The following is a 14832-nucleotide window of genomic DNA, read 5'->3' on the forward strand; positions in this document are numbered from 1 at the left end:
ATGTGGCAGAAAATTCTCCTAGCGATCTTGCATCTAATGATGGTTGGTTTTATTATAATAATAATATAATTAGAAAGGATACTCCTGTCCATGTCACAACTGTAAGTGGAGACCAACACGAAATGCAAAACTTTGTGCTATAGCAGATGATTGGAAAACTCCTGAAGATAGAGTATATTGTGGTGTTTTTGGAGCAGGTGGATGTAATGTTTTGATTTTTGTACCAGCAGGAAGTACTGTTAATACATCATATTATAATCAGCATAATAATATAGCTTCTCAGATTATTTATGGTACAGAACTAGGAAATTCTTGGCTTGATAGTGGTTATGTGGCAGAAAATTCTCCTAGCGATCTTGCATCTAATGATGGTTGGTTTTATTATAATAATAATATAATTAGAAAGGATACTCCTGTCCATGTCACAACTGTAAGTGGAGACCAACACGAAATGCATGATGTTAATGCAAACAAATTCTCTTTTGAAGATTTTGGTTTTGTAGGTTCAGGAAGTATATTGAATTTTATAGATGTAAACGATTTTAATTTAGCGTCTTTATTTGACTCTCCTAATAATAAGTTAGAAAAATATATTTATGATGAGGGTGTAAACCTAACAACAGGGGCAGATCAGGGTGAAACGTATTACAATGCAAATACAACAATATTTACTGGAGGGCATTGTGGTGGTTGTGATTATCCTGACTTTTCTTCTTGTTTAAGTTATGGTAAGCATGAAGTTAAAACAGCTGAATGTAAAATGGGCAGTAATTGTGGTACTCATAGGTGGAGAAATAGGAAAAGATTTTGTAATCCTAGAACTTATAATTATTATGTAAATACACCAAGCCTTTGGAATTGGAGCTATTATTCGGGTGATTGTGTGCCAAATTGTGTATTTTCAATGGTTAATGATGAGACAGTAAATAATGGTTTAGGTTGTTTTAGGTATGGATATTCTGGTTATGATCACTATAAAAATTTAAGAACTTCATATGGTTCGGGGACCTCATTTGATTTAGCTTTATGTAATTCTACTGCAAGTACAACTTATAACATCATCCAATCACAGGCAGAAGCTGATTGTAATTTTGTAAATTGTATGGAAAGAACAGGTATTAATCAGGCATCCGATCACTCATGTTCTAGCTATGTTTTTAATGGTACAAACTGTGACTCATATTTATTTACATATGATATCAATAATGGAACATTTACTACATTAGGTAGTCAACAGATGGTTCTAGCTAATAATAAATGTATGATAGGTGGATTTATAGATGCTATAAACTACGGTAGTGGTCCAGTAGCATCTTTTGCAGATCCATCAATATCTGGTTCAACGTGTACTGAAGTAACTGTTTCTACAGGTGTTAATGCCACTTTAACTTCTACCAGTTGTATATCAGGATCATCTTGTGTTCAGTCGTGTCTTAGCTATTTTGATTTAGAAAATGTTGTTTTCAATGCGAATAATTTCTATTTATCAAAGGTAGAAAACCCAGAAACAGGGCCAAATGTTTCTGGTAATTCACCAAGATGTTATATAGATGATAAATGGGTGTGTACTGGAGCAAGAACAAGTGATCCTTCCAGATATAGTGTACTTACAGATGTAAGTTATAGCAAAATTTGGCAATCTCCTAATTTTGTAGATATACAAGCACCATTTTCTGCACTATTTAATAATGATGAGGCAAGTAGACTTGCAATCAAGTTGAATAGTAATCCAGCTTCTTCTTATGATTTTTATTCAAATATTTTAGATACAAATGTAAATAATTTTGTTGCTGCCAAAGCTCATTTGAATAATATTGTAATAAAAGTTCCAGATGGAAATTTTCAATATAAAAATACTAGCAATGCTTGGTTGTCAGTTGAAGATGCAGTGTCTTTACCTTCTGTATTAAGTGCTTTGCCAGCATCTGATTATTGGGACCTTACAAACTCTACAAACCCACCTATTATTAAATTTCTTGAATATGATGAGGAAAATAATAGTATTTTAGAAGGTGATTATGGCATAAGTGTAAATAATATTAATGGGGCTAATATAATTAACAGTGAAGGAAGTCTTTATGCAAGTTTATCTTTTTATGCATATACTGGTTCAGGTAGAGAGCCAATACAAGATATAATTATAAATTGGGAAACCGGTGTAGAAACTACAATAGAAGGTCCATTTAAAAATCGTAAACATAATTGTGATAGAAGGTGTGGAACTAATTATAATGATGCGTTTGATAGTTCATTGGGTGATGAGTGTTATGATGATTCAACTTGTGGTAGTGGTAATAAGTGTTTTGGTAGAAGCTGGGGAGATACGCAAAGTGCTTGTATGGAAGATAATAAGGACAAAAAAGAAATAGGATATTTTTCATATAGTTATATATATTCATGTGATCCATTGAATAACGCATGGTTATCAAATTGCTCACAGTACGGAATACCTGGCGGATGTTGTGTATATACACCAAGCGTTACAGTAAAGGATAATTGGGGTACGACTGCAACAGGAAATCTTGGTACTTGTGATGTTGGGGATTGTTCTATAATAATTACACCTAGATAGAGATGATAAAACAAACAAAAAAAATATTTCAGAATTTTTCTAATAAATGGTTTGGTTTTTCAAAAAAAAGAAGAACATTTTTGACTATATCATTTTGTCTTATATTTTTGTTGTTTATTAGTCCATTTTTTGTAAAGGCAGATAATTTAGGATCTGCTATTGGTCAGATACTTACAAATGTAGTTTTGTTTTTTGTAGATCTTGCGTCAACATTGGTAATATTAGAGATGAAGGTTATGGTGTATTTGGCTCAATGGAGAAGTTTCACAAAGGGTGTTTTTGCCGTTGAGGAAGGTTGGAAGATTGTGAGAGATTTATGTAATATGTTTTTTATACTTATACTTCTTGTAATATCTTTTTCTACTATTTTGAAAATAGAATCATATGCATACAAAAAATGGTTAGCAAAGCTTGTAGTTTTTGCTATCATCATAAATTTTTCAAAAACAATTACAGGAATTTTGATAGATTTTTCTCAGGTTATAATGCTTACATTTGTTTCTTCATTTCAGGCTGCTACAGCTGGTAATCTAGCTCAAGGTTTGCATTTGGGTGAATTTTTGAAAGCAGATTCTAGTGGAAATATTGCAGAATCAGATTCTTGGACTATGTTTGGAGCGGCTGTTTTAGCTCTTATTTTGATGGCAATATTTGGAATAGTAATGCTTATAATGATAGTGATGCTTATGGGTAGAATAGTTACTTTATGGGTTTTGACAATATTATCTCCTATAGCATATTTACTTCAAGCATCTCCAATTGGTACAAAATATGCCAATCAATGGTGGGAAGAATTTAGCAAAAATCTTATAAGTGGGCCAGTACTTGCGTTCTTTTTGTGGCTCGCTTTATTCACTATACAAAATGCTTCAGACAAACAATTATTAACTACACTAAATGAACAAGGATCCGCAGAAATACCAGATGATGATAATAATAAATTAGCAGGACAAGGAGTGGGTGCAGGACCAGGTAGTGCTACAGGAACACAAGTCGGAAAAGCATCTGTATTACTTGATTATATAGTTGTAATAGCGCTTCTTATAGCTGCAATAAAAGTAGCTCAGTCAATGGGTGTTATGGGATCTCAATTTGCAGGATCAATGATGAGTAATATGAATTCTTTTGCTGGAAAAGCAGCACGTTTTGCTGTAAAAACACCACTGAAAGGTGCTGCAGGATTAGCTTCATGGGCTGATAGAAAAACTTTAAGTAAATGGGGTGTTGGATATCACTCTGCAAAGATGGGTATAGAGGGAATTAAAGCTAGTTTTGCAGATAAAAAAGATCAAGATATGAAAGATATAAGAACTAATGCTGCCTCAAGAACTGGTTTATCAGGTGTTCTTTTTGGTGCAGCTCGTGGCAAGGAATGGGGTAATAGATATTTAGCTGGTACTTTGGGGCTAAAGGGTTTGTCAAGCGCTGTTGGTGATACTTTTCATGGAGCTGGTTATACAAATAAAGAAAGTGATGAATTAGATAAAGCAGGAAAAGAAAAAGAAAGATTAGAAGGATTAAGGGAAAATATTGGATCTATGGCCTTTGGTAAAGAAGAGCAAGATAAAATGAGAGAAACAAAGGATGAAGAAATAGAAGAAGAAGAAAAGAAGAAGACTGAATTAATGGACGGAAAGACAAAAGAGGAATTAGAGGCTAATGTTGAAGAAGCAAAGGCAAAGGCAAAGGCAGCAAAAACAGATGAAGAGAAAAAAAGTGCTGATGATGAATTAAAAAAAGCACAAGATAAGCTAGATGAATTAGAAGCAATAGAAGATAAAATTAAAAAATTAGCAGAAGAAAAAGAGTCAATAAAATTATTTGATATAGAGTCTGATGATTTTGAAGCTTTTTCAAAAATACAACATGAACAAGAAATAAAAAGAATAAATAGTGATCAAACATTAACTAGTAAAGAAAGAAGTGAGCAAATAAAAGATGCAAAGAGTGATTATGAAATAAGAATGGATAGATTTCATGGATTAAAAGCAAATCAGGAGAAAGAAGAGGAAGATATTACTGTAAAATATAATGCCGCAATGACTGCTGTTGCAGAGAATCCGGGGTTAACTGATGATGAGGCTGAGAGACAAAGAAAAGAATTAGAAGAACAAAAATCTAAAGAGATTTCTGATTCTAAGAATAAAGTTGCTAGTTTTGTTATAAAAAAAATGTCGTCTAGCGTAACTTCTGAAAATTTTGTAGAAAATGCTAATGAAGAATATCAAGAAGAAGATTTGAGAATTCAAAATGATAAAAATTTGTCAGAAAAACAGAAGGATAAAAAGCGTCGTCATTTAGCAGAACATCATAATAGAAAATTAAAAAGATATAGTGAATTTAAAGATAATCAAGAGGGAGAACAAGAATTAAAAGAGCTTGATATAAACTCTGAATATGATGAAAGAGTTAAAACAGTTGAAAGTGATAGGACTCTCTCAGATGATGAACAAAGAGTTAGAATAAATAACTTAAATAGAGAGAGAAGAGATAAAATTGATGAATCAAGAGTTGAATCAAAATTAAATATAGATAATTTTGTAGGTAAAATGTCTGGTGCTATATCTAAAGATGATTATAAAAAATCTATAGACGAACGAATACAAGCAAAAGAATCAGAAATGACAGAGCATAAAGAAAATATATCAAAATACACCATGGTTAGTACAACCGCAAGATCTGCCCATAGAGAATTGGTAGACAAAAAAGCAAAAGAAATATCTGGATTACAGAGTCAGACTGAGCTTATATCTGCATTTAGATCTGCTATGAATGCTGGTGATCAGTATACAGGTTTGGCTGTTGTAGAAAAACTTGCAAAAGATGGTAATTTGAATGAATTATTGAACGAATTTAATTATGATAGTAATGCTATTGGTCAAACAAAATTTTTCGAGGAAAAATTTGGAGGAGATTTTGGTATGAAAAAACAAGAGTATTTAGCAGCACAAAATGATGTAAGTTATGCTGCTGAGAAAGCTGGACACTGGGAACAAGCCAGAACTGTAAAAGTAAGGCCAGATGGAAAATTTGAATGTATGGTAAGACAGAATGAAGATGGGTCTTGGGATGATTCAGAACATGCATTTGAATGCTGGGCTGACATTATGAAACTGGATCCACAGGTTATAGCTAGAACTTTAAATAGATTGGCTTTTGGGGGCGAAAATGGTAAAACCAAAAAATTTGAGATGAGTGCACTTGGAGGTATGCTTGTAAAATCTCTTGGTGCTAATAGTGAATTTATAACAAGACATGCACAAAGAATGAATATAAATTTAGCTACAAATTTGGTAAACTCTGATAAGACCAAATCTTTAGCAGGAGATAAATTTTATGAGGCGTTATTGAAATTAACAACTCAAACATCTGGAAAGACATTAAGTCCAGAGGATATATATAATGAGGTAATGAAAATATTTAAAAATAAAACTTAAATAAAATTAATCATGCAATACGATTTCAACAACAAGAATACAATTCAAAGCTTTAGAAAAGAGCTAGATTCTATAATTGAGTCAGAAGATGGAATTAGAGGATATAAATTTGCTCTTTATATGCAAAAGATTTTGGATATTCCAGAGATTGGAAATACATTAAGTCAAGAATCACGGGCTCAGTATGATGATATGATAATTACCGCTAAATTTCTAGGACTTCATAGACTTAGTGAAGAAGAATTTTTTAAATTATTGGAAGAACATTTCAATAAGATGTTTGATATAAAATATTATAATATTTCAAGTAGAGTAGAATATTTTCTTGTGACAAATTTTTATTTTTTACCAGATAGAGATGAATTCAAAATTAAGATTAGAGATTTTTTGTTGAGCAACAAAATTTTGATATCAAAAGAGAAAATAAAAATAAATGGCGTTTTAGAGGATCAAAGTGTTCAAAATTGGTTAAAAGATTTTAGAAATAAATATACTGAAGATGGGTTTTTGGACCCAGTTTCAATTAGTGAATATTTTACTTCAAGTGAAAATTTTAATGCTTTATCTTTAAAAGAAAAAGACGATGTAAAGTCTATTTTTGATCTTTATTCAATGCTCAAGATGAAGTCATCTGATTTAATAGGAATGGAAGAAGCAATATCTATAGAAACTCCTGATGGAGAATTGGCAGTACTGAGACATGGAGAAATAGAAAAAATCCCTAGAGAAGTATATAAATTGTATGATGAGATAAAAGATATTATGAATCCAGATATTGAAGTGAGGTCAAAAAAGGTTTTTGATGTTGATGAAGAATCAAAGTCTTTACCAAAAGAAGAAAAAAATATTGATGAAAAAAAATCTATACAGATATTATTGCAAAAATATAAAGATTTTGAAGATAAAATGAATCAATTAGATACAAAAAATCTAGAGCAATACAAAAATAATTTAGATTCTCTTTTTGGTGAATTTGAAAATTATTCGAAAGATAAAAACAAAATTTTTTCTTTTATATTATTTTTGGTAAAGAATGGTTTGTTTAATCAGTTTTATAAATCAGTACCAGGAGTTGCCGGATTAGAATTTAAAAAATATTTATCTACAAAATTTTCTGAAAGTATTGTAGAATTTATAGTTGAGCATTATGAAAATCCAGAATCAGTAAGTTTGTTTTTACAATTTTTGTTAAACAGGTCTGGAATAAATGAAAGAGAATCAGCTTTGTTCGGAATGTATATAGCAAATATTTTCAAGAAAAATAAGCAAGAAAAATATTTTTCTATTGTGTATGGTGATTTGAATCTTGAAAGCTTTTTATGGAGAGATGTGGTAGAGGAGGCAGGGATTGTAAAATTTAAATAGATCTTATAAAAAACCACCCCGGGGGTGTTTACACTCCCGGGGTGGTTTTGGTTAGTTTTATGTATTTAAGCTCTTTCTACATATTCTCCTGTTTCTGTATTTATCTTTATAATATCGCCATCTTTTATAAATAAAGGGCATTTTATATTTGCACCTGTTTCTATGGTAACTTGTTTTGTAGCAGATCCAGCTGTATCGCCTTTTACTCCAGGTGGAGCAGATATTACTTTAAATTCCATTTTTGTAGGTAAACTTACAGACACTGGTTTATCATTGAATTTTAATATTTCTACAATTGTTCCATCTTTTAAATAATCAACTTGTTCTTTCATGGATTCTATATCAAAGAAGAATTGTTCGAATGTTTCTTGATCCATAAAATAACAATTTTCATTATCTTTGTATAAAAAACTTGCTTTTTCTCTAGTTAAATTTGCTTCTTCAGCTTTGTCTCCACCACTGAATGTTTTTTCAAGCATATCACCTGTTATAAGATTTTTGAGCTTTGTTTTCAAAACTGCACCACTCCTTGCTTGTTTGGAATGTTGAGCAGATATTATTTTATATGGTTGATCCTTAAAAGATATTATTTTGTTTAGTTTTAATTCATTGAATTCTAACATATTTTTTCTTGCTCTGTCTGCGGCGTGCCACTATGGCGTGCGAATGACAGGATTAATTTTAGACAATTTTAAATTCCTGTTTTAGGGACAGGAATTTTTGTGAGGGTTGTTTATGATTTTGTATATGGTAATAAAGCCATAAACCTTGCTCTTTTTATAGCTTGGCTTAATTTTCTTTGGTGTTTTGAGCATACTCCATTTCTTTTTTTTGGTACTATTTTTGCATAGGAGCTTATGAATTTTTGTAATAATTGAATATCTCTGAAATCGATATAATCTATATCTTTGTGACAGAAATAGCAATATTTCTTTTTGTTTATAGTTGTCTTTGTCATAGTTTTAAAATTCTAAAATATATAATTATTTTTTATTTTTTTCATTCGTGGCGCCTGTCTTTCTTGTGGGCAGGAATTCGTCTTCGGAGGATAGTTATTTATTAAAATGGTATATCCTCAATATTTATTTCTTCCTCATCGTCTTGTTGACTTTGGTCTTCACTAGTTTCAGTTTTTGCTTTATTAAAATTATTGGAAGCCCCATCTCCTGATTTATTATCTAACATTATCATATTTTCGGCTATTATTTCAGTTCTATATTTTTTTATACCATTTTGGTCTTCCCAATTTCTGGTTTGTAATCTACCTTCTAGATAAATTTTACTACCCTTTTTTAGATATTGAGTAATAATTTCTGCTAGCTTTCTCCATGCAACTATATTATGAAATTCTGTTTTTTCTTGTTTTTGTCCTTCTTGATCTTTCCATGTCATATTTGTAGCCATAGAAAATGAAACTACTGGTTGTCCTGATGGAGTTGTACGTGATTCTGGATCAGCTGTTAGTCTTCCTATTATTGTTGCTCTATTTAGATCCATATGTTTTTTGTTCTACTTAGCTATATTAACTAAGTTGAAATAGTTAATTATATTTTATATTTCTTCGTTGTTTAATATTTCATCAAGTTTTTTGTCTAGCTCATTTTGTTCTACTTTTTCTTCTTCTTTTGAAACTTTTGGCTCTTCTTTTACTGTTTTTTCAGGTATTATATCTTCCTCTTTTTTAACTTCTTCAATTTCAACTTTTTCAGCCTTTTTTTCTTTTATGGTTTCTTCCGCTCTAGGTTTAGTATTTCTTATTGTATTAGGCTTTCTGTTTTCTTTATCATTATCATTATTGGTTTTTTCTTCTAAATTTTTTGTAATATCTAGACCACCAAGAGAAGCTGATTTTTTTATAGTCAAAAATCTTAATATATTTTGATTTAAAGATATTTCTTTTTCTAGTCCTTTTATAGTTTCTGATCCACTATTAAATCTTATAGAATAATATACACCTTTACTCATTTTATCTATAAGATAGGTGAATTTTTTTCTTTCAAGATTTTCTTCTAATGTTATTTCTCCATTATTTTTGATAATCAAGTTTTTAACAAAGTTTACTACTTCTGAATGTTCATTTTCAGGTAGATTTGCATTGATAATAAATGTTATTTCGTAGTGCTGTTTTTGACTCATTTTTTTTATTAATTTAGTATAAAAATTAAATTTACTAATAGTAAATCTATAAAGAAACTTAACATTTATTTTACACTAAGTCAATAGTGTTATTGCATTTGTTGGTTTTTGATAAAACTGCAATCAATCTTTCAAATAATATATTTTAATGATATTATTTAGATATAAATAAATTTATCAATAAATTTATGATGGTTCAAATTACAGACCAAGTTTTTAAACAAAAATCAATAGAAAATTACCTTTCGGAATTAAATGTTCCGGAACAAAAAAGAGAAAAAGCTCTTATGTCTATAACTGATATGGTTTATGGTAGAAATCAAAGGATTATAGAGATAGAAAAAGAAGTGGATGAGGAAAAAAGAGAAGAAATCGCCAAGATAATAAATGAAAAAGACTATCTAATTAAACAAAAATTAGAACAAATCATAGATGGTGTAGAAGAGGATATAAGTTATGACTACTAATCCAGTTGTTTTAATTATTTTGGATGGTTGGGGAATTACTCAGCCATCAATTGGTAATGCGATATCATTATCAAAGCTTGATTATTGGAATTTATTAATAAAAAATTATCCAACTTTTTTGTTGCAAGCATCTGGAGAAGCAGTGGGTCTTCCATATGGAGAGATGGGAAATTCAGAAGTGGGACATCTTACCATAGGTTCTGGTCAAATTGTTTTACAAAGTTTAAATAGAATAAATAGGGAAGTATTAAATGGTGGTTTTTTTAAAAATGAGATTTTATTAAAGACAATGAGTCATGTAAAAAATAGTAATTCTTCACTTCATATAATAGGTATGATAGGTACTGGTGGAGTACATTCACATCAGGCTCATTTAGAAGCTCTTATTAAAATGGCTTCAGATAGTAATTTAGAAAGAGTATATCTGCATTTGTTTTTGGATGGTAGAGATACGGCAAAAAATAAAGGTTTAGAATTTATAAGAGAACTGGAGAAGACTATTAGATTGTATAATTGTGGTCAAATAACTACTTTGTCTGGAAGATTCTATGGAATGGATAGAAATAATAATTGGAATAGAATAAAGTCAAGTTATGATGCAATATTTCACGCTCAAGCAAAAGAATATTACAATGATCCTATACTTGCTATTCAGAGTTCTTATGCAAAAAATATATTTGATGAAGAATTTAACCCTGTTGTTATAGGTGACAAAGAATCACCTATTAAGGTTATGGACAATGATGCAATAATATTTTTTAATTTTAGGGCTGATAGAGCAAGACAACTTACTCAAGCAATGTCATTGGATGATTTTTTAGAATTTGACAGAGGTGATAGGCCAAAGAATGTGTTTATAAGCACATTTACAGAGTATAAATCAGATTTTCCTGTAGAAGTTGCTTTTAGAAGAAAGGACATAAATGATACATTGTGTGAGGTTATCAGTTCTAATAATTTATCTCAGTTACATATTGCAGAAACAGAAAAATATGCTCACGTTACATTTTTTTTTAATGGATTAAAAGAAGAAAAATTAAAGGGTGAAAATAGAATACTTATTCCTTCTCCAAATGTTGAAACATATGATATGAAACCAGAGATGTCATCACAGGAAATAACTCAAAATCTTATAAATAGTATAAATAAGAAAGAATTTGATTTTTCCGTTGTAAATTTTGCAAATGCAGATATGGTAGGACATACTGGAAATTTGAGTGCAGCAAGACAAGCTGTTTTGGAAATAGATAGAAGTTTGTCAAAAATAATACCAGAAGTACTTAGTCAAAATGGCACTGTGTTTGTAACAGCAGATCATGGTAATGTAGAAGAGGTAGTGAATTTAAAGACTGGGGAAATTGACAAAGAACATAGTAATTTTCCCGTTCCTTTTATTACTATAAACAATAAAACACATGGCAAGGGTTATAATCTTAATAATGATATTTTGTATAAACAAGATATTTCTGGAGTATTATCAGATATAGCCCCAACTGTACTTGCAAGATTCAAATTGCGCCCTAGTTCCAATATGAAGGGGATAGATTTAGTTAGGGGTATATTATAAAAAATAACATAACTTTGTATGTACGACAGAGTAAAAAATAAAATGCAAAACAAAAATATGAAAAAAAAAGTTTTAAAAAAAATAACAAGTAGAGACGTACTAATACCATTAGATGTTCCTATTTTAAAAAGAAAAGAATATGTTAATAATTATTTAAAAATAACAAGAAATAGTGGAAGACTTATGCTTTTTGCAGGTGATCAAAAAATAGAGCATTTAAATGATGATTTTTATGGAGAAAATATTAGTGATGAAGATGCTAGTCCAGAACACTTATTCAGGATTGCATCAAAGGCAAAAATAGGAGTTTTTGCAACTCAGCTTGGTCTTATAGCAAGATACGGAATGGATTATAAAAATATTCCTTATCTTGTTAAATTAAATGGTAAGAGTAATCTGGTAAGAAAAGAACAAGAAGATCCAATAAGTAGACAGTTTACAGAGCTAAAAGATGTTGTAGAATTTAAAAGACAAAACAAATTAAACATTTTGGGTGTTGGTTATACAATATATTTGGGAAGTGAATATGAAGCAGAAATGCTTGTAGAAGCATCTAGTATTATAAACGATGCCCACCAAGAGGGTCTTGTAGTAGTTTTATGGATTTATCCAAGGGGTAAAGCGATAAAGGTAGAAAAAGATGTTCATCTTATAGCAGGGGCAACTGGTGTTGCATCATGTCTTGGTGCTGATTTTGTAAAAGTAATATATCCTGATTTAGAAGGAGAGCCAAGCCCTGAAATGATAAAAGAAATAATTAGCGCTTCTGGTAGAACAAAGGTTGTTTTTTCTGGGGGTGAGTCTATGAGTAGAGAATTGTTTTTGAAAAGACTTATTTATCAATTGGAAAATGGTGCTATGGGGGCTGCTATTGGTAGAAATATTCATCAAAAGAGTTTAAAAGATGCAGTGGAAATATGTAATGATGTTTATTCTATTATTGTAGAGGGCAAAACCACATTTTAGCTTTACATCTTCATGGGGGGGGGTGATAAAATATATTATATAATAATATACATCACAATTTATATAAATATTAATAAAATCATTAATTAATTTTTAAACATTTATGGTTAAAGCAAAACAATTAATCAAAACAAATATTTCATTTTTTGTATTTATTTTATCTTTTTTATTGGCAAATCAATCATTTGCATCTGTTAATTTCGGATCAATAGATAATACAAACAAATATGCATACAATGAAAATACTGGATGGATAAATTTTAAAGATGCAAATAGTGATATCTATATATCAGATACACAGCTTACTGGATATGCATATAGTGAAAATACAGGATGGATATCACTAAATTGTTCTAATACTAATACATGTAATGATAATAATTACAAAGTATCAAATACAGAAAGTGGAGTATTAGGCGGTTATGCGTATAGTGAAAATGCAGGATGGATAAATTTTACAGGAGTTACAATAAACACAAATGGTGAATTTACTGGCTATGCATATGGAGAGAATATTGGATATATATCAATGAATTGTTTAAATACTGATACATGTGATGATAATAATTATAAAGTATCAACTGACTGGATTCCAAAATCAGTAAGACCATCATCAGGATCACTGGGTGGAGGATGGAGTAACAATACAAACAATAACAACAATCAGAATAATAATGATAATGAAAATAATAACAATGAAGAACAAAATAATAATGATAATGAAGAAAACAATAATAATGAAGAAGATAACACTAACAATAATGAAGTAAATAAGGTATGGAAAACTGGTAAGTGGGTAAAAACAGAGGATAGTAGTACGGTCTACTTTGTAGATACTGACAATATCAGACATTCATATGTAAATGAAAAAATATGGTATTCGTACTTTAATGATGACTTTTCATTTGTTAGTACAATAACTAAAGAAGAACTAGCTACTTATACACTAGGAAAGAATGTTCCATACAATGTAGGAATACTATTTAAAATACCAACTGTTCCAAAAGTATATCTAGTAGGAAGTAACGGAACTATACGATGGATAAAGACAGAAGAAAAAGCAATAGAGTTATATGGAAAAGATTGGAATAAGCTAGTTCATGATCTACCAGATGAATTGTTTGGAGATTATACTGAAGGAACATCAATAGAGTAATCAACAAATAATTAATTAATATATATATAAATAAATAATAATAACAATATGAAACCCATTAGATAGTACAACCTATTTATGGATTTCAATTAATAATAACAATAATAAATAACAAAACATAACAATATGAAAAAAATCATATCTAATGGGTTGAAAACAAAACAAATATTAAAAAACATTTCATTTGCAGTACTAGTAATGCTTATCACATTTAGTATTACAAAAGCAGGAGACCTGTTTCCAGCAGGAACATCAGTATCATCTACATTCTATACATTAGGAGATATTTACACTAAATTAACAGATAACACAAGTAGTGCAGACGAAGGAGATCATGATCTTACATCATCAGCCACACCAGCATCTACATTTCACACACTAAAAGAGATATATGAAGCAATACCAGATATTGATTCAAGTAAGATACTATATGGTACAAGATATATGGGGGTAGGTGGTACTGCATATCCATCACAACCACTAAAAACAGGTCAGACAAAATGTTATGATCCAAGTAGTGCTACGGGAGATGAAATTCCTTGTTCTGGCACAGGTCAAGACGGTGAATATCAAATAGGTCAAGCAATGAGCTATACCACAACAACTAATACAGTATTAGATAATTCAACAGGTCTAATGTGGAAGAAATGCAGTGAAGGATTAAGTGGTAATAATTGTGAAACTGGTACTGCTACAACACATACTTTTGCTCAGGCAATTACTATATGTGAAAATGACGAAACTGATGGATATACGGATTGGAGATTACCAAACATAAAAGAATTATTAACATTAGTAGATTTTGGTAAATCAAACCCAGCCATTGATATAACCGCTTTTCCAGCAACAGTCAGTGAGTACTATTGGTCATCTACTACATATCTTGATAGTCCGCGCATCGCTTGGAGCGTCTATTTCTATGATGGCGGCACCGGCAACGGCGGTAAGGGTAATGAGGGCTATGTTCGTTGCACCCGATGAATCCCGTGAGATAGTCTTATTAATATCGCCATTTTTCGTTTAGATTCATATGGTATTAAAATATCAATACATCGATAATTCGTGTATCTCACGGGATGAATTCCCTGAATTTTCCCATCCCGCTAAGCGGGATGGGATTGATTATCTGATTATTTGATTATTTTATCCCACCCCCAGGGCGGGTT

Annotated in this window: 11 protein-coding genes and 1 pseudogene; 8 read left to right on the top strand and 4 right to left on the bottom strand. The window is 30.5% G+C overall.

Going from position 1 to position 14832, the window contains the following annotated elements; genetic code table 11:
• The first annotated feature begins 211 nt into the window (after positions 1-211).
• Genes PHZ07_04370 through PHZ07_04380 form a run of 3 tightly spaced genes read left to right on the top strand, consistent with a single transcriptional unit; the run spans position 212 to position 7374 of the window.
• On the top strand, positions 212-2572 hold the full coding sequence (locus tag PHZ07_04370) for a hypothetical protein (GenBank protein ID MDD3284800.1): 2361 nt from the start codon (positions 212-214) through the stop codon (positions 2570-2572).
• A gap of 2 nt (positions 2573-2574) precedes the next feature.
• The gene (locus PHZ07_04375) at positions 2575-6009 is read left to right on the top strand and encodes a hypothetical protein (protein ID MDD3284801.1); all 3435 of its coding nucleotides are present in this window, start codon (positions 2575-2577) and stop codon (positions 6007-6009) included.
• Positions 6010-6021: 12 nt separating this feature from the next.
• Complete coding sequence (locus PHZ07_04380) at positions 6022-7374, top strand: hypothetical protein (protein ID MDD3284802.1); 1353 nt, start codon at positions 6022-6024, stop codon at positions 7372-7374.
• A gap of 65 nt (positions 7375-7439) precedes the next feature.
• Here the strand turns inward: PHZ07_04380 and efp are convergent, their stop codons facing one another.
• The 4 genes and pseudogenes from efp to rpsF form a co-directional block, all read right to left on the bottom strand.
• A complete protein-coding gene (gene efp / locus PHZ07_04385) occupies positions 7440-7997 on the bottom strand; it encodes an elongation factor P (GenBank protein ID MDD3284803.1) in 558 nt (185 codons plus the stop codon).
• A 110-nt stretch (positions 7998-8107) separates the two neighbouring features.
• Positions 8108-8332: a 30S ribosomal protein S18 gene (gene rpsR, locus PHZ07_04390; GenBank protein MDD3284804.1), complete on the bottom strand. Its 225-nt coding sequence runs from the start codon at positions 8330-8332 to the stop codon at positions 8108-8110.
• 101 nt (positions 8333-8433) lie between these two features.
• The gene (locus PHZ07_04395; protein ID MDD3284805.1) at positions 8434-8871 is read right to left on the bottom strand and encodes a single-stranded DNA-binding protein; all 438 of its coding nucleotides are present in this window, start codon (positions 8869-8871) and stop codon (positions 8434-8436) included.
• 363 nt (positions 8872-9234) lie between these two features.
• Positions 9235-9510, bottom strand: a pseudogene (gene rpsF / locus PHZ07_04400) (30S ribosomal protein S6).
• Positions 9511-9698: 188 nt separating this feature from the next.
• Between rpsF and PHZ07_04405 the strand changes: the two are divergent.
• From PHZ07_04405 to PHZ07_04425, 5 genes are all read left to right on the top strand, one after another.
• A complete protein-coding gene (locus PHZ07_04405; protein ID MDD3284806.1) occupies positions 9699-9977 on the top strand; it encodes a hypothetical protein in 279 nt (92 codons plus the stop codon).
• A complete protein-coding gene (gene gpmI, locus PHZ07_04410) occupies positions 9967-11544 on the top strand; it encodes a 2,3-bisphosphoglycerate-independent phosphoglycerate mutase (GenBank protein MDD3284807.1) in 1578 nt (525 codons plus the stop codon). The genes PHZ07_04405 and gpmI overlap by 11 nt, the downstream gene beginning before the upstream one ends.
• Before the next feature lie 57 nt (positions 11545-11601).
• The gene (locus tag PHZ07_04415) at positions 11602-12510 is read left to right on the top strand and encodes an aldolase (GenBank protein MDD3284808.1); all 909 of its coding nucleotides are present in this window, start codon (positions 11602-11604) and stop codon (positions 12508-12510) included.
• Positions 12511-12613: 103 nt separating this feature from the next.
• On the top strand, positions 12614-13666 hold the full coding sequence (locus PHZ07_04420; protein MDD3284809.1) for a hypothetical protein: 1053 nt from the start codon (positions 12614-12616) through the stop codon (positions 13664-13666).
• 126 nt (positions 13667-13792) lie between these two features.
• Positions 13793-14647 carry a DUF1566 domain-containing protein gene (locus tag PHZ07_04425; GenBank protein MDD3284810.1) on the top strand — a complete coding sequence of 285 codons (855 nt, stop codon included), beginning with the start codon at positions 13793-13795 and terminating at the stop codon, positions 14645-14647.
• The last annotated feature ends 185 nt before the right edge of the window (positions 14648-14832 follow it).

The sequence above is a fragment of the Patescibacteria group bacterium genome, from assembly GCA_028692545.1.
Taxonomy (GTDB): domain Bacteria; phylum Patescibacteriota; class Patescibacteriia; order UBA1558; family S5-K13; genus STD2-204.

What these genes read in the sequence shown, in the direction of transcription:
- PHZ07_04375 (MDD3284801.1), top strand. Translation starts at nt 2,575, where the DNA reads ATGATAAAACAAACAAAAAAAATATTTCAGAATTTTTCTAATAAATGG.
- PHZ07_04380 (MDD3284802.1), top strand. Translation starts at nt 6,022, where the DNA reads ATGCAATACGATTTCAACAACAAGAATACAATTCAAAGCTTTAGAAAA.
- efp (MDD3284803.1), bottom strand. Translation starts at nt 7,997, where the DNA reads ATGTTAGAATTCAATGAATTAAAACTAAACAAAATAATATCTTTTAAG.
- rpsR (MDD3284804.1), bottom strand. Translation starts at nt 8,332, where the DNA reads ATGACAAAGACAACTATAAACAAAAAGAAATATTGCTATTTCTGTCAC.
- PHZ07_04395 (MDD3284805.1), bottom strand. Translation starts at nt 8,871, where the DNA reads ATGGATCTAAATAGAGCAACAATAATAGGAAGACTAACAGCTGATCCA.
- PHZ07_04405 (MDD3284806.1), top strand. Translation starts at nt 9,699, where the DNA reads ATGATGGTTCAAATTACAGACCAAGTTTTTAAACAAAAATCAATAGAA.
- gpmI (MDD3284807.1), top strand. Translation starts at nt 9,967, where the DNA reads ATGACTACTAATCCAGTTGTTTTAATTATTTTGGATGGTTGGGGAATT.
- PHZ07_04415 (MDD3284808.1), top strand. Translation starts at nt 11,602, where the DNA reads ATGAAAAAAAAAGTTTTAAAAAAAATAACAAGTAGAGACGTACTAATA.
- PHZ07_04420 (MDD3284809.1), top strand. Translation starts at nt 12,614, where the DNA reads ATGGTTAAAGCAAAACAATTAATCAAAACAAATATTTCATTTTTTGTA.
- PHZ07_04425 (MDD3284810.1), top strand. Translation starts at nt 13,793, where the DNA reads ATGAAAAAAATCATATCTAATGGGTTGAAAACAAAACAAATATTAAAA.